This window comes from Paenibacillus bouchesdurhonensis, from assembly GCF_900155685.1.
GTDB lineage: Bacteria > Bacillota > Bacilli > Paenibacillales > Paenibacillaceae > Fontibacillus > Fontibacillus bouchesdurhonensis.
The window spans coordinates 3,070,733-3,094,909 of the sequence record NZ_LT732548.1; the positions used below are offsets into that span (position 1 = coordinate 3,070,733).

A 24,177-nucleotide genomic window follows, 5' to 3' on the forward strand; every position below is an offset into this window, starting at 1 on the left:
TACCAGCGATGATTAAGACCTAAGCATATTTTTGTTGTTTTTTTGGAATATTACAAAAGATTAGTTTAGGAAAGGCGAGGATTCCAATGAGTGCATACAGCTTAAGACTTCTCGAAGAACTGCTCTCCGATAATCCAGATATCGTATTTAAATCATTCCTCATACATGGCAGGACATGCACGTTGATCTACATTCCTACCATTATCGATAACAGTACTCTCCAAAAAAACATTGCGCATTTATTACATATCGAAAGTCAGTCCGACAGTCAATGGGATGATTTTCGTACTAGGCTAGAGCACGGGCAAGCATTTCCTATTGCTTATCAAGCCGTCTCAAATATTAAGCAGGCATCTGAATTGATTGTGCAAGGAAAAGCTGTACTCTATGTACAAGAACTCGCAACTTTTTATTATTTTGACATCGTACAATATCAGAAAAGATCGATCACCGAATCGCAAAATGAATTAGTTGTCACCGGTCCGCAAGAGGCTTTCATTGAAGATATCCAGAGCAACCTTTCATTGCTTCGCCATAAGCTTAGGCACCCTAAATTGAAATTAAAAGAATATACGATTGGAGACTATTCTAACACTTTAGTCTATGTCGTTTATATTGATGGACTCCCCAAGAAGGAGATTTTGAACAAAATTGATAAAAAGCTGACAAGCATATCTATAGACGGAGTCTTTGGAATCAGTTATTTAGTTGAGCAATTCAAGGATCAGCCTTCTCTTTTTCCAATTTTTCAGTACACGGAACGTCCAGATGCGGTTGCTGCTTCCATTCTGGAAGGCCGGATAGGCATATTAATGGACGGAGTCCCTGACGCCGCAATCGCTCCTGTAACCTTCTTTTCATTGTTACAATCCTCCGAGGATTATTACCAGAATTTCTATGCCGCCAGTTGGATTAGGATCGTTCGATTTACGTTTTCTATTTTATCTCTGCTTCTGCCCGCGCTGTATGTTGCAATTACGACTTTCCATCCCCAAGTTCTTCCCGCCAATCTGTTAATTACGATCTCCGCAGCTCGCGAGAACATCCCTTTCTCGGCATTATCCGAAGCTTTAATCATGGAGCTCACCTTTGAAGCACTCCGGGAGGCAGGCACACGAATCCCCAAACCTGTTGGACAAACGGTTTCTATCATCGGCGGGATTGTCATTGGACAAGCCGCTGTTCAAGCTGGGATCGTATCCGCTCCTATGGTCATTGTTGTCTCCATTACAGGAGTTGCATCATATATCATCCCTCATTTAGAACTAGGGCTGATTTTAAGGCTGCTTCGTTTCCCTTTTCTTATTTTAGGCGGATCGATGGGACTGATCGGCATATTCGCTGGATCATTTGTCATCTACGCGCATTTAGTAAGCTTGAAACCTTTTGATGCGCCATACATGCAACCGATCGCTCCTTTGGTCTTATCCGATTGGAAGGATACATTCCTGCGTGTCTCCTCGCCTCAAATGAAGAAGCGCAGCAACGCCTTTTCAAGAATCAGGAACCGAAGGAGAGACAATTAACATATGAGAGGATCGCTTTTGAACATCGTTTTCTCACTGTTAGTTCTATCCATGATGACCGGATGCTGGTCCAAAGTGGAGCTGGATGAACGTGTTTTTGTTAACGGATTATATGTGGACGTAGGTAAAACCCCTGGAACCGTGGCCGTGACTATCAGCACCCCTCTCTCGAATCGGCTTCAATCCGGTCAGGAAAGCGGGGGCGGAAGCAGCAGCGAAAAGCCCTATTCCCTGCTCACCCAGCAATCAACAAGCATCGGCAAGGCCCTTGAGACGATTCATAAGGATCTCTCCCGCCAGCTCAGTCTGTCAGAGATAAAAATTATTATGATCAGCCAAGAATACGGTAAACAAGGAATCTCCGATCTCCTGGAATGGATCAAAAGAGAGCCTGATGTCCCAATAGGAGCCTATATATTAGTGACATCCGGAGATTTACAAGAGACGGCACATCTAACGCCGGTATTTGAACAGTTGCCTACTACTGTCCTTCTAAGCTTCGCTTCTCAAAGTTACATGCTGAACACAACCATTCGAGACTGTATCGTTTCGGAAACGGCAGGGTTAGGGTTTGCTGTTACCCAATTGAAAAACGGTACGATCATTTCGGCTGCGGACACTGACAAAAAAGAAGTCTGGGCAGGGATACAGGGCGCTGCTTTGTTTCAGGGGGACAAGCTAAAAGGAGCACTGCCCTATGAAGAAGCCAAAATTATAGCTTGGGCTAAAGGAAATCTTAGGTTTCCTATTTACTCTGTTCAATGGGACGGGACTCGAGGCAATGCCGATGTGAAATTCACTTACACGAACGGACGAACCTCCGTCAAGATGACCAATGAGGAGCCGATCTTCACGGTTCACCTAAAGGGAAGAGCCAGCATCATAGCTAAGAATGATCCCTTAAACCGTCCAATCAAGGACATCAGCGGAATCATTATGGATCGGTTAAATCAAAAAATCTCAGCTGACTTTAACAATAGTATAAAGGCAACTCAAAAGGCTGGTGCTGACGTTCTTCAGCTTGGATTTCTATTGGAGTGGAACTACCCTCTTTTTTGGAACAAGGTAAAGGATAAATGGCCGGACTACTACAGCCATCATGCCAAAATTAATGTGGTCACGAACTTTACCTTCGATGATTTTGGCAAAGAATATTGATCTAAAGGAGAGAAAAAATGACTTCAAACAACTGGCGGTTGGCTAGATTTGCATTTGTCTACTTCAACTCACAAGCCTCCATTTTTCTAATTCCTTCTCTGCTAGCATCCTCTAATTATCAAGGGATTGCTGGTATCGTGTTCGGATCTCTCCTGAGCCTGATCGTTTTAAGTGCAGTCGTATATGTTGGGAAATTGCAGCCTTCCGCTTCTTGGGTAGAATTCGGCAAACAAATCATGGGCAAAGGACTCCATAGCCTCATGATTTTTTTACTGCTGGTGTGGTGCGTGTATTATGCTTCCTACGATATTCAAAACTTTGTTTTGTTTTTCGGTACGAATTATTTAAAGGGCACACCGCCCTGGTTTATTCAGATAATTATTGCTCTAGTGGTCATCTATGTCGTCAGTCGAGGAGTAAAGACTATTGTGTATATGTCTGATGGGCTTTTTCTAATCATCTTTTGCTCGACCTTGTTTATGTTTTTCTTTTTTGCGCAAAAAGCCAACTTTCAGATGCTGCCTGCTTTAGTGCACTACTTTGATTTCTCTACCTTTTTCAAAAACACTTTGGCGACATTCTCTGTAGTTACGGAGTGGGTTGTTTTCCTCTTTCTTTTCCCCGAATTTCAATGTGGAAAGGGAACCTTCCAGAAGCTGGCGGTTGCATCAGTAGGGAATTGCCTCATCGTTATGGTGGGCTGGATCTTCACTTTGCTAAACTTTAGTCCTCATTATGCTAAACAGATTCAATATCCTTTCCTCGAAATCATTCGAAGTATGATCAACGAGGGACTGTTGGAAAATTCAGCCCCTTTTATTATCGGGGTTTGGACAGCCTCTATGTTCATTCATTGCGCTTTCCTGATTTATGTGGCAACAAAATGCCTGACCTATTTAACGAAGGGTAAGAGCGAAGCTGTGATAATCCCGACTTTAGTTGTAATAGCAGTTGCGATCGCGCTTTATTACGCCTATCATTTATCAGCTTATCAGAAGCATTACTTTTCTTTTGCTGTGGTGCTGATCTGGATGTTGATTGAGTGTATACCTTTGTATTATGCGATTGTAGCCATGATTAGGTTCCGGAAAAGGCCCCTTCATAGAAAGGAAACGAGTCAATAGGAGGACTGCCCCATAAAGCTCTACCTTGCGGAACTGAACATCGCTATTCAATGAAATATCGCATTGCTGTTTATATTTTGTGTTCAAAGACGTTCTCGTTTATTTATGTATAATGACATCCCTTGTTTTTCAAAAATACAAAAGTCTCTCAAAACGCCATAAACCACCCTAATATCCACGATAAACAATCAATGTATCCCTGCATTGATGATGGCAATTTCTACGTTAATGAAAGCTTTAAACCGCTTTAAAACACGTATTTCAAACCCATCTCCCATATGTTATCATCACTTTAGCCTTGTAGCACGAAAGAATGTAGATTTAACCATCCTTTTATAACCTGGATTCAATTAAAATGACAAGGAAGATCGTGATGAATAACAACATGAATTACCGATTTGCTAATGAGGGAATTCCAAAACTAATTCTCTCGCTTGCTGCGCCAGCCGTCGCCGCGCAGGTCATCAATGCACTATACAATATAGTTGATCGAATGTTTATTGGAAGGATGCCGGAGACAGGAACTCTCGCCTTGTCTGGCATCGGCGTTGGATTCCCGCTGATTATGGTGATTTCAGCCTTTGCTGCGCTTATTGGATTTGGCGGAGCGCCTCTCGCCTCTATTCACATGGGAGAAGGGAATCCAAAAAAAGCGGAAGAAATGATGGGCAATTGTTTTGTTATGCTTCTGATCGTTTCAGTTGTGCTGACCCTATCTATTCTCATATTCAAAACACCGTTATTGACTCTATTCGGAGCTAGTCCGGAAACTTTGCCGTTTGCTGACGATTATATGGGAATATATTTAATAGGAACGGTCATGGTGCTTCTAACGGTTGGCTTAAATCAATTTATTGCCGCCCAGGGATTTGCAAAAACGGCAATGATGACGATATGTGTAGGGGCAGCCGTAAATACGATCCTTGATCCTATTTTAATTTTCGGGATGGATATGGGCGTCAAGGGCGCGGCACTTGCTACAGTGATATCACAGACCATCTCAGCGGTATGGGTCTTATGGTTTCTCACTTCGAAACGAGCCCATCTGCGTCTGCGAATCAACTACATGCGCATCAACCCCAAAATTGCTGTAAGTGTACTTACTTTGGGACTTTCCCCGTTTATAATGCAATCGACGGAGAGTCTTATTCAAATTGTATTCAACACTTCCCTTGCGAGATATGGCGGAGACCTGTACGTTGCCGCTATGGGAATCATGAGCAGTCTCATGCAAATCTTCACCCTGCTCTTGCAAAGTTTTGCACAAGGGGCACAGCCGATTATCGGATATAATTTCGGTTCCGGCAATTATAAGCGGGTTAAATCTACTATATTGTTTTGCAGCATTTTTTGCGCTGCTTTTGGGTTAGCTATGTGGAGTATCGCTATCTTTCTACCTCAGCTTCCCGCTATGGTCTTTACGAATAATCCCGAGTTGATCACACTAACAGCTAAGCTTATGAAAATATTTTTTCTCGGCACATGCATTTACGGCCTTCAATTAGCATTTCAGCAAATTTTTCTTGCCTTGGGACAAGCCAAGGTTTCTATTTTTATCGCCATCTTGCGTAAAATAATTTTACTTATTCCGTTGGTATACGTACTTCCAGCTTACATTTACCCCAAAACGGATGCCGTTATTATGGCTGAACCGATTGCAGATGTCTTAGCGGCTTTAACTTGCTGCGGTTTATTTGGATTAACTATCAAACGGCTTCTAGGAGAAAATAATTGTAGCACCTGAACGGCTAATGCCAGAGGCAAGTGCGGCAGCCTGCATTGTTCCTTTTTGAAACGAGTCGTCCGCTATCCGGAACTCCATCGCTCTCCAGTACTGTGATGGATTGTCAGAGCAAGTCTTATTATACTTGCTTATCCGCGGATGATTAGATAATATGCAAATATTATGGGTCACATTAGAACGGGATTGTTTATTAACGAGGGAGGATGCATATGGGTTATTTAACATCGAATCAGGCCGATCAAATCTTGCAAGATCATCGCCATTATTTCCGCACTGGTCAGACGCGAAGTGTTCAATTCCGTCTGGAACAGTTGAAGAAATTGTCAGATGCGATCCGACGCCATGAGCAAAATTTGCTGTCTGCCTTATATAAAGATCTGCGCAAAAATGAGTTTGAAGCTTATACAACGGAAATTGGATATGTGCAGAGCAGTATCCGTCATACTATGAAACACTTGCGGCAATGGGCAAAGCCGAAAAAAGTAAGAACCCCCTTCTATCATGTCGGTTCCAAAAGCTATATGTATAAGGAACCCTACGGAACCGTCTTGATTATCGGTCCGTTCAATTATCCGTTCCAATTGTTGATTGAGCCGCTCATAGGGGCGATTGCAGCAGGAAATTGCGCCGTCTTAAAGCCCTCCGAGAATACCCCTACCGTGGCAGCCGCCGTGAAGCTGCTCATTCAGGAAGCGTTCAATGAGGAATATATTCGCGTGATTGAAGGTGAACGAGAAACGACCTCGTCTTTAATACACGCTCCATTCGACTATATCTTTTTTACCGGAAGCGTGCCTGTGGGTAGAATCGTCATGGAGGCAGCTGCCCAAAACCTTATCCCCGTCACGCTTGAGCTTGGAGGCAAAAGCCCAGTCATTGTAGACCGAACCGCGGATATCGATGCAGCTGCCAAACGAATTATATGGGGAAAGATGATTAACACGGGCCAAACCTGCATAGCTCCCGATTATGTACTCGCTCACTCGGAGATTAAAGATGAATTAATCGCAAAGATGAAAACAGCTATCACATCCTTTTACGGATCGGATGCAAGACAGAGCAGCGATTACGGCCGCATCGTGAATGAGCGGCAATTCGATCGGTTGGCTGCGATTCTAGATAAAGATCGAGCTAATGTGCTTATCGGCGGCAATGCATGCAGGGAAGATCGATATATCGAGCCCACTCTTCTTAATACGTCTTCCTGGTCGGATGCGGCGATGCAAGATGAAATCTTTGGCCCGATCTTACCTATTATGGGGTTCCAACAACTAGAGGATGCGATTCAGATGATTATTTCCCGCCCCAAACCGCTAGGCCTATATTTATTTACAAATGATAGACGTGTCGAAAATGAAGTTCTTACCCGCCTCTCCTTCGGAGGCGGCTGCATCAATGACACCATTACACATGTGGCCAATCCTCATCTGCCGTTTGGAGGAGTTGGGGAGGCAGGCATTGGCGCTTACCATGGAAAGTACAGCTTTGACCTGTTCTCCCACACCAAAAGCATTATGAAAAAGAGTACAAAGTTCGACATGAACATCTTGTTTCCGCCTTACGGCGACAACGTGAAATGGATCCGAAAATTATTGCGTTAAATTTCTTTCTCCATGACGTAATCATCCATAACAAAACCATTTCCGATGTCTGCTGCTTGGGTTCGGACGGTCTTAAACCCTTTTTTCTCATACACCGCGATTGTGGAAGTGTTATGCCGGTTTACCGTTAGCCAGATGGCAGCTAAATTACGGTTGCGGCAAATATCGACCAGAAGTTCCATCGCCTGACTGGCATAGCCCTTACCACGGTGTTCTTGTTGAATATAAAATTTGCTTAGAAACAGCTTGCCTTCTTCTGGTTTCACACCCAAATAACCAACAGGATTATCCTGGATGGTCATAAAATAATATTCATAATCCTGATTCGTCATTTGATCCGTCAACGCCGGAACTGATTGAAACTTCTCGATCATATAATCGATTTGTTCATTGGAAATGATAGTGATAAAATATTCGTGCCAAATCTCTGAAGCCAAATGTGCCAATGAGGCAATCTCTTTCTCGGTATCGATTTTCATTAGAGACAGCTGCATATAAAATTTCCTCCCAACTTCATTTTATACTAACGATCCGAGAGGTTACTAAGCTTACGCCAAAACAGTATCGTGAAGCTTACGGTGTCAAATAAAAAAATGTCATTTCCATTATTTAATGATCTGGACCTCAGGTTCTGGAATGAACCCGTATTTCTTGGATATCGCTTCAGACACGATCGCTTGCAGTTGAAGAATATTTTCCGCCGTGGCATTATTTACATTGATCAACATATTGCCATGGTGAGAAGAAATCATAGCACCCCCGCACGCTGTCCCTTTCAATTGCAGTTGATCGACTAACGCGCCAATGGACTTCCCGATATCATAATTATTTTTAAAATAGGAACCGCATGAATGATTGACAAAATGCTTGTTTTGGGATCGATACTCTTCGATCTCTTGGATGAATACTGGCGTTTCAGGCTGCGTAAGTCTCTTCATTTCCCCCGAGAAAAACGCATGAAATTGCATTAAATTTGATTTATTGTCTTCCATGAGCATATATTTTTCCAAAACCGATTCGATCTCTAGCTTGCTCAGCAAGGGATGGCCTTCTACAGATATATCCGCACCGACAATAATCCAGGGGTTATTCTGAAATATAGATTGTTTATAACCATACTTGCATTCTTCAACGGGTATACACTTGATCTCTAAGCTCGGTTCAGCCATATCCAAATAATATACCCTGGAGATAACATCGCCTATTTGCCCCTGGTAATACTTGGCATTCATGTAAATGCCGGCGCCAAAACTACCCGGCAACAAATGCGTGAATTGAAAGTCTGTACTGTGAATTAACTCTCCTGCAAGAGCTAACATCGACATCGGAATCCCAGCCGACACAAACCACTCGTGGTCTTTAACCTCGAATTGCAATAGTTCTTTTAATGAGATATACATCGTATTTACGTTTGGACGGTCAGAAAATAAAATATTACTTCCAATTCCAAAAATCGTATACTCTAAACGCTGTTGATTACAATATCGCAGTAGTGCAACTAACTCTGCAACAGTACGTGGGCTGGCAAAATACTCCGCATTTCCTCCTATAGCATATGAGCAGTGGTTGGCTAATTTCTCTTGCTTCCTGATGAATTGTTCGAGTTGACGTGCCTCTTTATGTGAAATCAATCGTGGTCACCTTTCTATCCCTTATATTCATTCAGTAATTATTTTATCATATGAAGCTGACACCTAAAAAATCAATACCGAAATCGCCTTCACCTGCTCTTAAGGCAAACCACTTCTTCCAAATCACAGGGTCGTTTCTCTGTCCAATTCTAATCAGAAGTCGCAACTTGTTCAGCCAGCTTATGACTGTCGATCACTCGACTTGCATTGATCATGCAATGATCTGGACGATCCAAACAATGCAGGAAATCATCAACTGCACCTGTAAATCCACGGCGATACAGGACACTGTCCCAGCTGCCGAACGTCTCCTTCTGTGAAAGTGCCCCATGCTCCATATACGTAGCTTCATCCAAATTGAGGACAGTTGCCGACCTTCCGCCCCCATGCAGCTCGATTTTCTCCAGGTCGGTTCCTGCTTGCCGCACCATATCGTACGTACTGTACACGGTATCACTGAGCCGTACCGCCCCGGTTCCATGCAGCAGCCTGTCTGCGTTGTCCTTGCGGATATAATGATGAAGTAGTTCAAAATCGTGATCCGCCATCCATATTAACAGGTCAAGCATGTGAATCAAATCATCGTAGACGGTCTCCTTCGCAGGGCGCTGATGGAGCCCTGTCCGATGCTTGACCACTGTCACTGATTCGCAGCCCCGGCCTCCCCCCATCCACTCCCGGGCTTTCCGATACAGCGGAGCGTATCTACGATTAAATCCAACGGCCAGCAACAGTCCTTGAGCTTCGGCAAAGGCAGTCATCTCATTGGACTCCCGCAAGTTATAGGACAATGGTTTGTCCACATAGACAGACAACCCTCGTTCAAGGCACTGCATAACGATATCAAAATGAGCCTCAGTTGCTGTGTGAATAAAAACCGCATCAAGCTCCCATGACAGCAATTCTTTCATATCCGTTGTCCCTCGTTCAATTCGGTACAGATTTTGCATTTCCGCCACCGATCCTGCAGATCGGTTCATCAACCCAGCAATTTCCACATCGGGATGGGATGACAACAGAGGCATGTATACTTTTCGCGCGATACCGCCGAGCCCTATGATGGCAGCACGGGTTCGTCTGCTCACATTGTCCATCGATGAATTTCACCTCTCACACAGCTTTGGTTTTTACTTATAAATAACCAGATCAATCTCTTGAAAGCGGCTCACTTTTGTATTCCAACGCTCCTCAACATATTTGACATGTACCGGATGGTTATTGTAAGTGTCGTAAGCGCTCTGATCAGCAAATACCATGGAGAATCCATAATCAAATTCATTCTTCTCACTTACCTGGCGAAACACCTCGAATTGTTCAACACCAGGTATTGCAGACAGTTCCTCCCTACTTATTTGTAAAAAAGCTTCTGTCTCCGGGTTATCTTTGCCAGAATGCAATGAGAATGTCACCATGTGTTTAATGGAACTCATTCAATTTCCTCCTTTATCCCCCTCGATTCTGAGGTTTCGCTTAGTCAATTAAATAATAAACTACTAGAAACCTGATGTATACTGCTTAGGGACAGTCATTTCCTTCTTTAGACTTGCCGCTGCTTCAAGTGTCCAGTAAGGATTCCTCAGCATCCCTCTTCCGATTGCTACAAGATCTGCATCTTCATTGCCGATGACTGCATTGGCCAGAATAGGATCTTCGAGCCTGCCAACGGCGATAACTGGAACATTCAATGAAGTCTTAATTTCTCTAGCCAAGGGAACTTGGTAAGCCGCATGTGTTCCTGGCTTTCCGAATGCGGCCATCGGGTTCCACATCGGTCATTTCAATCATAATAAACCCGGCTCCACCAATCGCTCGGCTAACATAATGAAGATAATGCCAGTCGGTAGCTATCCCATCTTTATTCTCGACTGAATATTGACACATCGGCGGCATAACGACACGATTTTTTAATTCCAAACCTTTTATTTGATATGAGCTAAATAAATGGTTCATGAAAAACACTCCTTTTCATTAGATGAGCCTATCCACACACCAAAAAAAGCGCCCGAAAAACGGGCGCTGCACCAGATGCTTTCATATTGAGTTTACTACCCATTTGCTTCGATCATATCCAATAGCTTATCTTCACTGATCTGATTAAATTCCAAGCCAATAAATTGATTCTCGATTTGTTCGCAAGGAACAAGGCTAAGACTGTCGGTATAGATATTGATTTTTTTGATCCGACCATTCTCAATACTTAGAAGAGCTTGAATAATGCCTAGAGACGTTTTTCTTTCGAGCATGACATCGTATTTCGGACACTCCCCATATATCCATCCAGAATCTTTATACTTATGCAAATTAATAGGCTTGTAATTTTGACTGCTATAAGTTAGCGGCTGGCAAGTCTCTCCATAATCTTCTTCAAAGTAGAACATTAGCAACTCAGTCAATTTGGCCACAGAAAAAGAAGGGTTAAGCGTTTTTAAATTAACAACTCTGCTTTTTACCGAAGTGATTCCTCTAGCTTCCATTTTTAACTTGGACGGCTTCAGCACTTTGACCAGTTGGTTCACATCTACATCGACCATTAAAGTGCCGTGATGAAATTCATTCCCGTCCTCCGCATAGAAAGCATGTCCGGAAAATTTGAAACCCTGTATCGTCAAATCGTTTCTGCCAGACAGTTCAACTGCAACATCAAAGGCTTCAACCGCCTTCTTAATCACATTCAGTTGCTTTTCTACATTTTTATTGCTTTCTTTGTAAATAAAGGTGAAGTTCAAATTGCCTAAGTCATGATAGACTGCACCCCCGCCAGAAATCCGTCTAGCCAAGCGCACCCCGCTCGAACTCAATTGCGAGACATCACATTCAAGAAAGGGATTTTGATTCCTGCCAATCACAACGGTTTTTTCATTTTGCCAAATATACAGAATGACCTCATTCTGCTGAACATGCTTGAGCAAATCTTCTTCCAATGCCAAATTATAATAAGGGTCGTGCTCGGTAGAAACAATAATTCTATTCATCGAAATGTAACGCTCCTATGCTCAACCCCAGTACAGCTTCATGTATAACTTCTCCCGTAGTTGGATGAGCAAAAATGGTATGCGCAATCTCACTTTCGCTTACACTGGAATTAATCATCACCGTTAATGTACTAATCAGAGCAGAAGCTTCAGGTCCGATGAGGGAGGCGCCGACCAGCTTGCCGCTATCCAGATCTTTAATCAATTTGATAAATCCTCTCGCTTCTCTCATCGTTAATGCCTTTCCATTGGCCTGAAAAGGGAATTTGCTCACCTGAATGTTTTTACCCATCAGCTTAGCCTGGTCTTCACCGAGTCCCACCGCAGCTATTTCGGGCGATGTAAAGATGACATTAGGCACCAAATCATAATCAACATATCCGTCCATGCCCAACATATGATCGACCGCTGCTATTCCTTCATGCGAAGCCACGTGGGCGAGTTGGATGCGATTGGTTACGTCTCCGATCGCATAAATATGCTCGACCGAAGTCTTCAAATGTTCATCTACCGCGATGCCTTTTCCATTGTCATTCAGCTTAATTCCTGTATTCTCAATGTTCAGCCCCTCGATATTCGGCATTCTGCCAATGGCCACCAATACCTTTTCGCTCGTTATATACTTTTCGGCACCATCCTTTTCATAAATTACGATCGCTCTTCCAGTCTGATCCTTTTCAATTCTTGTAACCTTGGCACCTGTATGAATCCCTATCCCTCGTTCAACAGCAATATTGGAAATCTCTTCGGAAATATCTTTGTCTACTATTGTCAGCAGCCTGTCGCAGAATTCCAACACATCCACCTGAATTCCGAAATTGGAATATAGGAAAGCAAACTCCATACCGATCACGCCGCCGCCGATAATCGTAACTGAGCTAATATTCTCTCTGTGAGCAAGAGCAGACGTACTGTTCATGACAAAATCATGATCTATGCCTGGAAGATGGGTTTCGGAAATTTTTGAGCCTGTCGCAATCAAAGTGTTTTGGGCATCTATGGTGTACTCATCTTTTCCGTTCTTGACGAGCACCTGACTATCATTAACAAAAGAAGCCGTTCCCTTGATGACTCTGATGTTATTTTTGCTCAGAAGGTATTCTATACCTGATACCAATGTGCCTCTGATTTCATCCTTTTTATCAATCACTTTCGCCATATCCAATTCCAGTTCTTTGACGGCTAATCCGAAATCATCGGCATGCATCATTTGGTGGAAAACCTCGGAGGATTTGATTAAAGCCTTCGTGGGGATACAGCCAACATTTAGACACGTTCCGCCCATGGCATCCTTCTCCACAAGAACGGTTTGGATTCCCTTTTTTGCTGCATAAAGAGCAGCTACATAGCCTCCAGGGCCGGCACCGATAATTAATAATTCAGTTGCCAGCTCTTCCTTTTTGCCTTGCAGCAGCCCGCCAAAATAATCAAGCTTTGGCTTGGCAGGTACGGATTCTTCGGATGTCACCTCAAACAGGCTTTCCCCGATTTCAATTTCCTGCCCCTCCTCAACCAGTACTTTATCTATTCTACATTTGTACTTGGATAACAACGGAGAGTTTCCTTTTTTACTTTCCATTTGAAGTAATGCTTGACCAACTTCTATCTGATCTCCTTCGGCAACATTGAGCTTTCCGATTTTCGTCTTCTTGTCATGCCCTGTTAGTTGCTCCAGCTTAATGATCATGATGTTTGCCTCCGATTATACGTGATGTGATGCAAAATGTGAAAAATAGCAACCCCCTGCCCTTGTCAGGAGGTTGCCGTGATTAAGCTTATTTAAAATCCTTTTCAAACTCGTCAATGGAATCTTTGAGTAAAGTTACAGAGTAAGCCATGCTTGGTCCGCCGCCGAATGCAACAGCAACCATAGCCGCTTCCATTATCTGCTCTCGGGTAGCCCCTGCTTCCAATGCTTTGTATACATGAAAAACGATGCAGTATTCGCAACGGTTATATGCGGCAATCCCTACGCTGATTAATTCTTTCGTTTTCGTATCGAGGGCACCCTCCGCATAGCTGGTTCCAAGCAAATTCATAAATGCATTTACGCTCTCCGGATTCGTTCCGGACAATTCTTGCAAGCCACCCATAAAGTCATTCAACATTTGTCTAACATCCTTCTTCATTCTTACCAGCTCCTTATTTGTGAATTTATTCACTTGTTATCTAACTAATACTTTACACTGCATTAGTTGCTATGTAAAGCATTTTAGAAAAAAATAGTCTGGCAAATAACTCCAAGTTGTTTTCCCCTTCTTTATTTCGTTAAGTTTGATACCATTTTTTCCAGTACATTCTTGAAGATTTCCAAGTCTGTTGGGGAAATGTCTTCCGTTGCATCCTCATGAAAATTTTCTCCTAGTGGCAGGAGTTCTGTTCTTAATTGCTCTCCCTTTGCCGTCAGGTTAATCCTTATAATTCTGCGATCCGCTGTATCTCTTGTTCTAACGCATAAATCGTCCCTTTCCATCCGCTCCATCAGTCTGGCGATAGAAGATTCGTTGGCGTTCATCTTGTGTGCTAATTCTTTCTGAGAAATATTTTTTTCCTCGCCAATAAAAAACAGAGCAATCCATTTCACTCTAGTAACATTATTTTCCCTTAGTCGCGTATTAAATGCGTCGACAATTTTTTTGGAGGCTGTATTGGTAATGAATCCGATGCAATCGTTTAGATTAAACACTATGATATCCCTTCCTTATTGTTTCAACTAAATTTTTTCTATATTCTATTCTAAACTATAACATATCATCTTAAGCAAATACCCCTGTGCTCATCCAATTCCGTTTCCTGCTAAAATAAATGGAGACCCTGCGACAGGCCTCCTTATCCCTATATTAATTCCAGTTGATTGGAATTCTAATAATTGTAACAACGCCCGACTACATCCAACTTTATCTATGCGAATATAACATTAACAGCCTATCGGCTGTTTGCCGCCAAGTAAAATTGTCAATTACGCTAATTCTTCCTTTGGCTCCCATTTCGCGTCCTAGCTTCTTATTTTTACCGAGCTTTATCAAATACTGAGCAAACCGTTCAGCACGCCTGTAATCGTCTACCAAAAAACCATTGCTTTCATGTTTCACTATTTCAGGAATTCCGCCAATTTTCGAAGCGATCACGGGCAATCCCGACGCCATGGCTTCAACATTCACTAGTCCGAAGGCTTCATGCTTTTGGGATGGACAAACCAAGCAATCCGCAATTCCATAGACCTTATGAATGTTGGAATGTTTCTGTTTACCGAGCCACTTTGCAGGTACGTTTAACTTCGACGCCAGGGTTCGCAGCTGCTTCACATACGAAGCCCTTCCCCGTCCAGCAATGACCACTTGCAGAGGTACTTCTTGCCCGGCGAGGCTTGCCGCTTTCAGCAGTATAGGAACACCCTTACGCGGAATAACGCGCCCAACGAACAAAGCGGTATATCGCTCTCCTATACCATACTTTTTCCTGTACCTGGATCGATCAGCCGGGGTTGCCGGGGAAAATCTTCCCGTATCAACTCCAAGTTCAACGGTTCGGATTTTTTGCGCTGCATCTGGAAACCGGTTCATTAATTTTTGTTTCAGCGAGCTGCTGTTTGCAATGATAAGCTTGGCATGCCTTAGGCTTCTTGCAACATGATTGGTAGGCGGTACAAATGTGAGTGAATGCAGATATAATATTACCTTCATGTTTGGAAATGCTTTTTGAATTGATGCCATATAATGAGGACGATTGTCAACCTGAATGACATCAAAAAGCTTCCCCTGGATAAAACGAAGAACAGCGGCAATATAAGTCTTTGAGCTCCCCGATGGAACTCTGACGATGTTGACACCGCCCTCGTTGCTTTGAATCGGCATCCCCTTTGACGTTCTGCTTAAGATCGTCACCTTATGTTTCCTTGCAAGCTGTTTCGCTATAGCGAGAATACATATTTCTACCGATCCGTTTCCTGGAACGGGGATTTGCTCAGGAGCAACAATCAAGATCTTCATTCCTTACCCTCCCTCTCAGAGCACGCATTCTGCTTGAACACTACTATACCTATTCAATCTTGTGGAATGGGTATAGTCTGTTCACCTTGTTGCCAGCCCTTTTTTCTTAAGTTACAAGAAAGTAAATTTTTGTTTTAATGAATTGTATAAATTGCCTACTCGGGCAAGGGTGAATATACATAGAATGTGAAATAAAAACGGCATGCAGCATCTAGTTAGATCAGGAGGAATGATTGCGATGAGCGAAAAGAAACCACGCAAGACAGTAATGAGCAAATGGGCTAAAACAAAGGTGCTCGTCAAAAGCAAAAAGGTGCTTCCCTTTATTCCGGATACCCAAAAATTCAGCGAATCCACCTTGAAGAAAATGCTCAAGCTATATAGCATGGTATATGTTAAGCCTGAAAACGGAACTTATGGCAAAGGAGTAATACGTGCACAGCTTCTGAAAACCAATGAACTTATGTACCAAATTGAAACAACTGAAAAAACCTTTAAGGATTATAAAGCATTTTATAAATCCATACAAAATTTCACACATAAGAAAAGCTATATTATTCAGAAGGGCATTCATTTATTGAAATATAACAAACGACATTTTGATATCAGGGTCATGGTACAGCTAAGCCCGAAAGGAAAATGGGAAACAACAGGCCTCATCGGGAGGGTGGCACATCCTAAAAAAATAGTGACGAATTATCACAGCGGCGGCAGGCCTATGGATGTCAAACGCCTTCTAGCTGCCCACACTTCAAATAGTGAAATTCAAAAAGTAATGCATACTCTTAACGAGCTAGGTGTTGCCACAGCAAAATCACTGCACAAGAAATACCCCGGAATACAGCAAATTGGATTGGATATTGGGTTCGATCATACCTGGACACCGTGGATTATTGAAGTGAACACAAACCCAGATCCGTATATATTCAATAAATTAGCTGATAAATCGATGTACAAAAAAGTAATTCGCTACAAAAGAGCGGCGGCGACGATCTAACCAAGGCCGAGGCAAACCCTCGCAGCTGCTGGAACGGTATAAAGAAGAAAAACCGCCAAGCGGTTTTTCTTCTTAAACAGTGGTTATTGAACTTCTTTACCTGTGAAGAGAGATACTCTTGCTTTGACAAGCGCAGTGTATTCTTGCTCCATTTTCTCGGCGCCTACTTGGTTTATTTCAGCGATAAAAACGTCATAGATTTTGTCAAACTCACCCGGCTTGGCTAACACAGCTTCCGGTATCCGCTTACGAACGATATCCTGCGTTTTATTATAAATAATTTGGTAGTCTCCGTCCGTAGGCACGTGCATATTGTACAGAGCTCCCCATTCCTTGACCGGAAACTCATCTTCACCCGGGAAAAGATCCTTCCAGGTCGTAGCGTTGTACGCGGCCAGCGCTTCCTTCTCGGGAACGGAGTAACTGGCGATAATTTGTTCAGGGAAATTGGTTGTGTAGTAGTTGTCCGTGGAATCTGTAACGCCATCCCCGTAGCGCACCCCGAAAATAGAATACATATCAATGCCGCTTTGCTTTGAAAAATTCGTCGCATCATTGACTTTTTGGTTGAGAACATCGGCAGGTATGACGCGTTTGCCATCCACGATGTCGTAATGCTTGCCTTCGATTCCCCAATTTCTCAACACCTGCCCCTCTTCCGAGGATAGCCAGTCAATGAATTTGATGGCACGCACTGGGTCTTTACAAGCGGTCGTGATGCTGATCCCATACCCGTCTACTCCAATGGCTTGCATCGTGTGATCCTTGTACTGCTCCCCCATCGTAACAGGAAAATGTCCGTAGGTGTACTCTTCTTTACCCACGGTTTTCAGAGCATTCACCGCATCCTGGTATTCCCATTTTACCGAAGTAAGGCCCAGCACGCGCCCGCTGGCAATTTTGGCTTTGTATTGATCTTCCTTTTGCACGAAAGATTCTTTATCCAGTAAACCTTCGAGATACATATGATTCAGCCACCGGAAATATTCTCTCTCTTCCGGGCGTTTGTAATGAAGCATGGCTTCATAGGTTTTTGGATCCACGTAATATTCACCATCGCCGGGAATTCCCGTTGTAAAAGCCGCTTGGTTCGTTACCGTAATCATGATCTTCCAATCGTCGGCATTCAGCGTCAAGGGAATCGTGGGCTGGCCATCCGTCGTCGGATGCTTCGCTACGTATTGTTTGAGTACGTTTTCAAAATCATGGACTGTTTTGATTTGCGGATAACCTAGCTCTTTCAGTACACGCAGTTGAACTTGAAAACCGCTGTTGGCGTCAAATACTTGCTGATCCACACCAACATTGGTAGGAATGGCGTAAATTTTCGGATCGTCTTTGCTGTATTTCATTCGGTTCATATTTTCTCCCATAACCTTCTTGATATTGGGAGCATGTTCATCGATAAGCTCCGTGAGGTCAATAATCGCATCGGCATCTATCAGGGCTCCGAGCTCTCCTTTGGCGTAAATCAGATCCGGGTACTGTCCGCTAGCGGCCATCAAAGCGATTTTGCTTTGCCCCCCGCCGCTGCCTATATCGAATTCCGCATCTAGGGTAATGCCGGTTTTGGCTGTAATCTCTTTACCCACATCATCCTGCATGTTGTTCCAGTTCGGGCTTGCGTCCGCACCGAAAAATGAAAATGTAATCGGGCTCGTACCATCCTTGCTAGCCTCAGGCGCTGGATTGGCGGATTGCTTTCCTGAGGAGCTGCAGCCTGCCGAAAAAGCCAGTGTAGTGGCGAGAATCAAAGCTGCAAGCTTTTTAGGTTTGCTTCCTAGCATGACCATCGTTTCCCCCTTCATCTTTTCTTGATATTCAATGCTTATTCATCATTTTAATTCACGAATTGAGGCTAAACCTTGATTTTTAAGTCATGCACTAGCATGATATAGACATGAAAGAATCATTGTCAGGTGGGGATATTTCTTGAGCGATGTATATTTAAACTGGTTTACGACGGACATGCAGTTCCCATTTTTTATTCAATACGGCGGACATGAAGCCGATACTTCCCTGCATCAGCATATGGATTTCTCCGAGCTCGTTATCGTGCTGAATGGAAATGCTACACATATCGTCAATGACGAAGCCTCTTTCATCAAGAAGGGCAATGTGTTTGTCATCAACGGTGGAACGGCTCATGGCTTTAAAGATCCTGTTGATTTTAAAATTTGCAACATAATGTTTAGATCCGAGATGCTCCAATCTGCTGGTCCCGACTTAAGAACATCTAACGGATTTCAGGCGCTTTTCATTTTGGAACCGTTTTACCGCAACATCCATGCCTATAAAAGTAAGCTCAGCATGTCGGTTTCCAGCCTTGAATATGTCTCGTCACTCATCTCTGTTATGGTCGAGGAATACGATATGAAGCTTCAAGGCTATAAGACGATGCTGGCTTCTAGATTTATGGAACTCGTCGTCTATTTGTCCAGGCAGTATGACAACCAGGAGAGCGCCTTGGACAGCAGTCTGATGCATCTAGCAAATGCAATCTCCTATATAGAAGATCATTATCTCGAGCCGATCTCGTTGGAGGAAATTGCGGCGAGATCCAATATTTCAGTAAGGCACCTGAACCGGATATTTAGAGACTATTACCAAACGACGCCGATTGCTTATCTTCAGCGCCTCCGTCTGGAACGGGCATGTTCTTTATTAAGACAAACAAATCTTACAGTTACAGAAATCTCGTATGAATGCGGATTTAACGACAGCAACTATCTTACGCGCCTGTTTAAAAAAACATATGGCGTTTCGCCTAAAGCCTATCGACAGAATCGCTGATCCGGTTAACTATTCTCCAGCCCGCCCAGCTTCGTAGAATCAAGCGGTTCATAATCAAACCAGTCGAAGAACGCCGGGGTCGCTTCCTGCGTTTCACTTGTCGCATACATCGCAATGAATACCCCCGTAAAGCCGCCTGCTACTTCTGTAGATAGCAGATGCGTTTCACCCCAGCCTACTTTAATGACCTCCGATGAATATGAGCGGATAGAAAACTCAAATCTCTGGGGCAAGGCTTTAATCATTAGTGCAACCTGACCTTCCGGGCAATCCATTGTTTCCTCTACCCTTAGCGAACCAACGGTTCGCCGAAAAACGACTCTTTTCCTTCCCTCTATCAATCGTACGGCAAGATCATAATGGTGTCTTTCGTTCATATAAACAGTTAATCCGGCTTCTTCTCCATCGTTCAGCGGTTCAAATTCCAGCGCTGTGGCAAGGCGGCAAGAGAAATGACAAAGCCTGCGGCCTATAAAAGCTGGAGATGCGGCATCGTTCAAAGTCGTTCTGTTTCCTCTTAGGGCAAGATATCCTCGCCTTTCCTGCAAAGACCAACTCTCCGGTAGCGGATTTCTCAGGAACGTCCAGTCCAAGCCTAGCTGCGATTGATTGAAGTCATCTCGAATCGGCTTATCCGGCCAGCGGACTTCAGGCAGCGGCGGCGCATCCATGACAGACTCCATCCTTCCCCCATTGCCGATGATGGGCCATCCATCCTCTGTCCAATTCACAGATGCCAAGAAAACCTCTCGCCCAAGATGATGCTTCATCGGATATGAGAGGGGCCTGATGCCTAAACAAACAGCCCACCAGCTGCCGTCCTGTATCTGTACCATATCCGCATGTCCCGTAGCATGTATACTGCTCTTCATGCTCCTGTTTGAAAGAATGGGATTATAGGGACAGGATTCATAGGATCCGTACGGATTGCTGCTTCTGGCAATCGTCACCATATGGCCGTATTCGGTTCCACCTTCGGCGATCAATAAATAATAATATCCATTGATCTTATACAGATGAGGAGCTTCCGGATACGCGCCTCCTGTCCCTTTCCAAATGAGTCGACTTTCCGTCAGCATATTTCCGGTTTCAATATCAATTTCGCACTGATAGATCCCATCCCCCTGATCGCCGGTTCGGGTGGATTGAAAATAGATGCGGCCGTCTTCATCGAATAAAAGTGAAGGATCTATGCCGTTCTGAGCTACCGGAATGGGATCAGACCATGGCCCGGACGGCTGCGTGCTTTTCACATAGAGATTTCCAATTCCGCCAAGGTTGGTCGTCGTCATATAGAACCAGCCGTCATAATAGCGGAGCGTCGGGGCGTAAATCCCCCCTGAGCTCCATGCATTGGCAAGAGGCAATTGTCTTTCTGTCGTCAGGCAATGGCCAATTTGACGCCAATTAACAAGATCTTTGCTATGAAAAATAGGGACTCCGGGAAAATACTCAAACGAACTGGTGACCAAATAGTAATCGTCGCCCACACGGCAAATGCTGGGATCGGGGTAAAAGCCCGGGATTACAGGGTTGGTATATTGCATCAAAGTTCCACTCCTACTCACTGTAAATTTTGTGCTAGAACATGTTAGCTCGCATCGATTATTTTAGTTTACAATTCGGAATTTAACCTTGATTTTCAAGCCCTGCGACTAGCATAAAATAGACTTAACTATATGCAGCAGCATGTTGTAGGTGAAATCAAACAAATTTGACTTAGGCTGCACTATGAATCTATCATTAAGTTTAGTATTAATTGTCATAAAAGGATAATATTGATTTGTCAGGATTCAGATTCTATGACTTGCAGAAAGGATGGCTGTTATGAATCATTCAAATGGAGTAGCGCCGGAAAAAGCAGTATTCAGCTTATTTAGCGGTGAAAGCGGTGATAATCCGTTTTCATTATTTGCCCAGCTTCGCGGGATCGGTTCCGTTATTCCAATCCCGTTTCCGATGGGCAGCACGGATCGTCCAGCCTGGATGGTCACGCGCATGGAGGAGGCTATGCTTGTCCTCAAGGATCATCAGCTCTTTACGGTGGACAGCAGCTCCATAGCGGGTAGTCATCCGATGTTGTCTTTAGCGGACAGTGCAGACCCTGCATCGCCTCCTACCTTCTTTACCGGTAAATCCATGCTCACCGTTGATGAGCCTGATCACCGCCGGCTGCGCAGATTAGTATCAAAGGCTTTCACGCCCAGATTTATTGAGAGCCTGCGTCCGCGCGTACAGAAAATTGCCGATGAACTGATTGACCTGGTGCAAGCTCGGGGCCAAATGGACCTCGTAACAGACTATGCTTATCCCTTGCCGATTAACGTAATTTCCGAAATGCTCGGCGTGCCTAGAGCTGATCGGGAGCAAATCCAAAGCTGGTCGGCAGCGCTGGCCCATGGATTAGGACTAGGACGGCGGGAGCCGGGAGTCGACGAGCATTTGCGAGCCTTCGGCGAATATACAGCTCAACTTGTCGACATTAAACGACAGCAGCCGGGCAATGACCTGATCAGCCAATTGATTGCAATTGAAGAAGAGGAAGACCGGCTTGATGAAGCAGAGCTCGTATCCATGATTACATTGCTTATCTTTGCAGGACATGAAACGACGTCGAACCTGATCGCGACCGGAAGCCTTATGCTGCTGGATCATCCTGAGCAATTGAAGAAGCTGCAGGCCAATTTAAGTCTTGTTCCCTCTGCGGTAGAAGAGCTGCTGCGGTTTAACGGCCCTGCTACCATTGCCGGCCCTCGTTTTGCTACGGAGGATATTGAGCTCGCCGGACAGCAAATCAAGAAGGGCGACGCCGTCATCGTTGTACTGAAATCCGCAAATCGAGATGAAATTCCGTTTGCTTACCCTGAGGAACTGGATATTACACGCAAAATCAACCGGCATCTTGCCTTTGGGCATGGCATTCATATGTGCCTAGGAGCGCCGCTCGCCCGAATGGAAGGCGAAATTGCCTTTACCACCCTGCTGACGCGAGTGCCCGGCATTCGGCTGAATATGCCGCGAGAGAAGGTGAAGTGGAACTTCACATTAAGCTCACAAGGATTAACTAAGCTCCCTGTAGCTTTTTAAGAGGAGGCTTTAAAAAGACATAACGAAAGACATCACAGCGGGATGATGTCTTTCGTCTTAGTTATTTATTTATGGCCAACGAGCGGATGCGGAACATACGGTTCTTCGAGCGCGGCGATTTCTTCAGGTGTCAACTTTACCGATAGAGCGGCAACCGCATCCTCAAGATGAGAAATTTTAGTAGCCCCGATGTTCACTAGAGAAATTCTATATCGCCTTTTGCAGGGGCAGCATGGGACTACTTTGGGACAGATTGCGATGGAAGGAAGCAGCACTTACCGAATCAGGAACGCTATTGAACAAATCATGCATCATTATGATCAGCCGCTGCGAATCGATGAACTGGCTCAATTAGCCTGCATGAGCGTTTCTTCATTTCATCGAAACTTTAAGGAAATAACCGCTATGAGCCCTATCCAGTTTCAAAAAGAATTGCGATTACAGGAGGCTCGGAGGCTTTTATTATCCGAGTCGGCAGAGGCCGCTGCATCGCGGCCATCTTGTACGATATGACATATATCTAGTCTATTATTGCCGGAATAATCCGCTCCTTAATTAGTGTCCACCGATCACGGGGCTGAACGATAAATTCGGAAGCAATCGCTATGACCAATTCTATCGCCGGAATGCAGCAAATGACATTTCCGCCATCGCCTAGTGCTAAGTAAGCAAAAACTCCGTCCTCTTCACGCAGCCACCATAAATACCCGTAATTATTAGGGTTCATCTCCGTGGATTCTTTAATCCATTCAGCAGGAATGACCTGCCGATGACCCCATTTTCCCTGACTTGAATAAAGCAGGCCCAAGCGTGCCATGTCCCGCGGAGTTAGCGTAAGTCCCCATCCACCCGCAGTAATGCCCTCGGGATCGTTAACCCATCCTTTGACATGAACCCCGAATAAATCATCAAACCCAAATGATTTCATGTTATAATCCTGAATTTCTTTCATGCCGATAGGTTTAAATAAATGTTCATTGGCGAACTCGCGTGCACTTCTTCCAGTGGTCCGAGTAATGATGGCGGAAAGGAGATGTGTCCCTGCCGTGGAGTACTTGAAAGAACCGATACTTCCTCTTTGTCCCAGCATATCGAGCGTATATTTGATCCAATCTGGCTGCATGCACATTTCGTCGAGTGGTTCATGCCAGTCTTCAAATGCATAGGGAGCTGTCATTGTGAGTAAATGTCGTAGCGTAATTTTACTTTTCTGCTTGTCAGCAGCATTCCGAACATATTCGGGGAAAAAATCCAATACGTGCTGGTCAACACTTTTAATATATTTAGCATCAATGGCGATTCCAATGAGGGCCGATAGGACGCTTTTCGTAACTGAGGTTACATGGTGCGCATCATTCAGGTCATAGCCATTATAGTACTGTTCAAAAGCAATACAGCCTTTTCTCGCCACGACAATGCCATTTACGTTGCTATATTCCGATGAAATGATCGTTTCAAGCTCTGACAGCCTTTTTGAATCCATTCCTAAGGTCATCGAGTCTGCCGTTTGCCACTCCGTAGTCGGCCAGTATCTTATTTGCATCATGCGTCCCTC

The 24,177-nt window shown here is 44.1% G+C and carries 20 protein-coding genes and 3 pseudogenes; 9 read left to right on the forward strand and 14 right to left on the reverse strand.

The annotated features are described in order from the left end of the window. The first annotated feature begins 86 nt into the window (after window positions 1-86). The 5 genes from CZ379_RS17855 to CZ379_RS17875 all read left to right on the forward strand — a co-directional run bounded on the left by CZ379_RS17855 (window position 87) and on the right by CZ379_RS17875 (window position 7,153). Window positions 87-1,526, forward strand: coding sequence for a spore germination protein (locus CZ379_RS17855; RefSeq protein WP_110932862.1), 1,440 nt, complete (start codon window positions 87-89; stop codon window positions 1,524-1,526). A 3-nt stretch (window positions 1,527-1,529) separates the two neighbouring features. Then, on the forward strand, window positions 1,530-2,684 hold the full coding sequence (locus CZ379_RS17860) for a Ger(x)C family spore germination protein (RefSeq protein WP_110932863.1): 1,155 nt from the start codon (window positions 1,530-1,532) through the stop codon (window positions 2,682-2,684). 17 nt (window positions 2,685-2,701) lie between these two features. Continuing rightward, window positions 2,702-3,808: a GerAB/ArcD/ProY family transporter gene (locus tag CZ379_RS17865; protein ID WP_110932864.1), complete on the forward strand. Its 1,107-nt coding sequence runs from the start codon at window positions 2,702-2,704 to the stop codon at window positions 3,806-3,808. A gap of 373 nt (window positions 3,809-4,181) precedes the next feature. Next, complete coding sequence (locus tag CZ379_RS17870; protein WP_199925665.1) at window positions 4,182-5,552, forward strand: MATE family efflux transporter; 1,371 nt, start codon at window positions 4,182-4,184, stop codon at window positions 5,550-5,552. A 209-nt stretch (window positions 5,553-5,761) separates the two neighbouring features. Beyond that, window positions 5,762-7,153: an aldehyde dehydrogenase gene (locus CZ379_RS17875; RefSeq protein ID WP_110932866.1), complete on the forward strand. Its 1,392-nt coding sequence runs from the start codon at window positions 5,762-5,764 to the stop codon at window positions 7,151-7,153. On the opposite strand, the gene CZ379_RS17880 is transcribed toward CZ379_RS17875, so the two are convergent. The 10 genes and pseudogenes from CZ379_RS17880 to CZ379_RS17925 form a co-directional block, all read right to left on the reverse strand. Further along, window positions 7,150-7,647 (reverse strand): GNAT family N-acetyltransferase, encoded by a 498-nt coding sequence (locus CZ379_RS17880; protein ID WP_110932867.1) that lies wholly within the window; start codon window positions 7,645-7,647, stop codon window positions 7,150-7,152. The two genes, CZ379_RS17875 and CZ379_RS17880, sit on opposite strands and share 4 nt — an antisense overlap. 111 nt (window positions 7,648-7,758) lie before the next feature. After that, window positions 7,759-8,784, reverse strand: a complete 1,026-nt coding sequence (gene murB / locus CZ379_RS17885) for a UDP-N-acetylmuramate dehydrogenase (RefSeq protein WP_234404947.1) — start codon at window positions 8,782-8,784, stop codon at window positions 7,759-7,761. Between the two features lie 149 nt (window positions 8,785-8,933). Then, a complete protein-coding gene (locus tag CZ379_RS17890; RefSeq protein ID WP_110932868.1) occupies window positions 8,934-9,878 on the reverse strand; it encodes a Gfo/Idh/MocA family protein in 945 nt (314 codons plus the stop codon). Window positions 9,879-9,911: 33 nt separating this feature from the next. Further along, window positions 9,912-10,214 carry a Dabb family protein gene (locus CZ379_RS17895; protein WP_110932869.1) on the reverse strand — a complete coding sequence of 101 codons (303 nt, stop codon included), beginning with the start codon at window positions 10,212-10,214 and terminating at the stop codon, window positions 9,912-9,914. Window positions 10,215-10,277: 63 nt separating this feature from the next. Further along, window positions 10,278-10,734, reverse strand: a pseudogene (locus CZ379_RS17900) (oxidoreductase). Window positions 10,735-10,829: 95 nt separating this feature from the next. After that, a complete protein-coding gene (locus tag CZ379_RS17905) occupies window positions 10,830-11,756 on the reverse strand; it encodes a lipoate--protein ligase (RefSeq protein WP_110932870.1) in 927 nt (308 codons plus the stop codon). Further along, window positions 11,749-13,443 (reverse strand): dihydrolipoyl dehydrogenase, encoded by a 1,695-nt coding sequence (lpdA, locus tag CZ379_RS17910; protein ID WP_110932871.1) that lies wholly within the window; start codon window positions 13,441-13,443, stop codon window positions 11,749-11,751. Before lpdA ends, CZ379_RS17905 begins: the two co-directional genes overlap by 8 nt. 88 nt (window positions 13,444-13,531) lie before the next feature. Next, window positions 13,532-13,885: a carboxymuconolactone decarboxylase family protein gene (locus tag CZ379_RS17915; protein WP_110932872.1), complete on the reverse strand. Its 354-nt coding sequence runs from the start codon at window positions 13,883-13,885 to the stop codon at window positions 13,532-13,534. A 131-nt stretch (window positions 13,886-14,016) separates the two neighbouring features. Beyond that, window positions 14,017-14,442 carry a MarR family winged helix-turn-helix transcriptional regulator gene (locus CZ379_RS17920; RefSeq protein ID WP_110932873.1) on the reverse strand — a complete coding sequence of 142 codons (426 nt, stop codon included), beginning with the start codon at window positions 14,440-14,442 and terminating at the stop codon, window positions 14,017-14,019. A 211-nt stretch (window positions 14,443-14,653) separates the two neighbouring features. Next, window positions 14,654-15,745: a glycosyltransferase family 4 protein gene (locus CZ379_RS17925; RefSeq protein ID WP_110932874.1), complete on the reverse strand. Its 1,092-nt coding sequence runs from the start codon at window positions 15,743-15,745 to the stop codon at window positions 14,654-14,656. A gap of 238 nt (window positions 15,746-15,983) precedes the next feature. On the opposite strand from CZ379_RS17925, the gene CZ379_RS17930 reads away from it, so the two are divergent. Then, window positions 15,984-16,742 carry a YheC/YheD family protein gene (locus CZ379_RS17930; protein ID WP_110932875.1) on the forward strand — a complete coding sequence of 253 codons (759 nt, stop codon included), beginning with the start codon at window positions 15,984-15,986 and terminating at the stop codon, window positions 16,740-16,742. An 83-nt stretch (window positions 16,743-16,825) separates the two neighbouring features. Here the strand turns inward: CZ379_RS17930 and CZ379_RS17935 are convergent, their stop codons facing one another. Next, window positions 16,826-18,529: an ABC transporter substrate-binding protein gene (locus tag CZ379_RS17935; protein WP_407668681.1), complete on the reverse strand. Its 1,704-nt coding sequence runs from the start codon at window positions 18,527-18,529 to the stop codon at window positions 16,826-16,828. Between the two features lie 145 nt (window positions 18,530-18,674). Here CZ379_RS17935 and CZ379_RS17940 point away from each other — a divergent pair, with 145 nt between their 5' ends. Then, the gene (locus CZ379_RS17940; protein WP_110932877.1) at window positions 18,675-19,535 is read left to right on the forward strand and encodes a helix-turn-helix domain-containing protein; all 861 of its coding nucleotides are present in this window, start codon (window positions 18,675-18,677) and stop codon (window positions 19,533-19,535) included. A 5-nt stretch (window positions 19,536-19,540) separates the two neighbouring features. Here CZ379_RS17940 and CZ379_RS17945 read toward each other — a convergent pair whose 3' ends face one another. Next, on the reverse strand, window positions 19,541-21,082 hold the full coding sequence (locus tag CZ379_RS17945) for a glycoside hydrolase family 43 protein (RefSeq protein ID WP_110932878.1): 1,542 nt from the start codon (window positions 21,080-21,082) through the stop codon (window positions 19,541-19,543). Between the two features lie 280 nt (window positions 21,083-21,362). On the opposite strand from CZ379_RS17945, the gene CZ379_RS17950 reads away from it, so the two are divergent. Continuing rightward, a complete protein-coding gene (locus CZ379_RS17950; protein ID WP_110932879.1) occupies window positions 21,363-22,622 on the forward strand; it encodes a cytochrome P450 family protein in 1,260 nt (419 codons plus the stop codon). A 65-nt stretch (window positions 22,623-22,687) separates the two neighbouring features. On the opposite strand, the pseudogene CZ379_RS17955 reads toward CZ379_RS17950, so the two are convergent. Then, a pseudogene (locus CZ379_RS17955) lies at window positions 22,688-22,813 on the reverse strand (aldo/keto reductase); the annotation flags it as partial. Between CZ379_RS17955 and CZ379_RS27205 the strand changes: the two are divergent. Further along, window positions 22,800-23,108 (forward strand): annotated as a pseudogene (locus CZ379_RS27205) (helix-turn-helix domain-containing protein); the annotation flags it as partial. The pseudogenes CZ379_RS17955 and CZ379_RS27205 overlap by 14 nt on opposite strands. A 34-nt stretch (window positions 23,109-23,142) precedes the next feature. Here CZ379_RS27205 and CZ379_RS17965 read toward each other — a convergent pair. Next, window positions 23,143-24,165 (reverse strand): serine hydrolase domain-containing protein, encoded by a 1,023-nt coding sequence (locus tag CZ379_RS17965; protein WP_110932881.1) that lies wholly within the window; start codon window positions 24,163-24,165, stop codon window positions 23,143-23,145. Window positions 24,166-24,177 lie beyond the last annotated feature (12 nt).

Coding starts and splice junctions, on each gene's coding strand:
- CZ379_RS17865 (WP_110932864.1), top strand. CDS start 2,702: ATGACTTCAAACAACTGGCGGTTGGCTAGATTTGCATTTGTCTACTTC.
- CZ379_RS17930 (WP_110932875.1), top strand. CDS start 15,984: ATGAGCGAAAAGAAACCACGCAAGACAGTAATGAGCAAATGGGCTAAA.
- CZ379_RS17875 (WP_110932866.1), top strand. CDS start 5,762: ATGGGTTATTTAACATCGAATCAGGCCGATCAAATCTTGCAAGATCAT.
- CZ379_RS17915 (WP_110932872.1), bottom strand. CDS start 13,885: ATGAAGAAGGATGTTAGACAAATGTTGAATGACTTTATGGGTGGCTTG.
- CZ379_RS17905 (WP_110932870.1), bottom strand. CDS start 11,756: ATGAATAGAATTATTGTTTCTACCGAGCACGACCCTTATTATAATTTG.
- CZ379_RS17895 (WP_110932869.1), bottom strand. CDS start 10,214: ATGAGTTCCATTAAACACATGGTGACATTCTCATTGCATTCTGGCAAA.
- CZ379_RS17950 (WP_110932879.1), top strand. CDS start 21,363: ATGAATCATTCAAATGGAGTAGCGCCGGAAAAAGCAGTATTCAGCTTA.
- CZ379_RS17880 (WP_110932867.1), bottom strand. CDS start 7,647: ATGCAGCTGTCTCTAATGAAAATCGATACCGAGAAAGAGATTGCCTCA.
- CZ379_RS17925 (WP_110932874.1), bottom strand. CDS start 15,745: ATGAAGATCTTGATTGTTGCTCCTGAGCAAATCCCCGTTCCAGGAAAC.
- CZ379_RS17935 (WP_407668681.1), bottom strand. CDS start 18,529: ATGCTAGGAAGCAAACCTAAAAAGCTTGCAGCTTTGATTCTCGCCACT.
- CZ379_RS17965 (WP_110932881.1), bottom strand. CDS start 24,165: ATGCAAATAAGATACTGGCCGACTACGGAGTGGCAAACGGCAGACTCG.
- CZ379_RS17860 (WP_110932863.1), top strand. CDS start 1,530: ATGAGAGGATCGCTTTTGAACATCGTTTTCTCACTGTTAGTTCTATCC.
- CZ379_RS17855 (WP_110932862.1), top strand. CDS start 87: ATGAGTGCATACAGCTTAAGACTTCTCGAAGAACTGCTCTCCGATAAT.
- CZ379_RS17890 (WP_110932868.1), bottom strand. CDS start 9,878: ATGGACAATGTGAGCAGACGAACCCGTGCTGCCATCATAGGGCTCGGC.
- CZ379_RS17870 (WP_199925665.1), top strand. CDS start 4,182: ATGAATAACAACATGAATTACCGATTTGCTAATGAGGGAATTCCAAAA.
- CZ379_RS17945 (WP_110932878.1), bottom strand. CDS start 21,082: ATGCAATATACCAACCCTGTAATCCCGGGCTTTTACCCCGATCCCAGC.
- lpdA (WP_110932871.1), bottom strand. CDS start 13,443: ATGATCATTAAGCTGGAGCAACTAACAGGGCATGACAAGAAGACGAAA.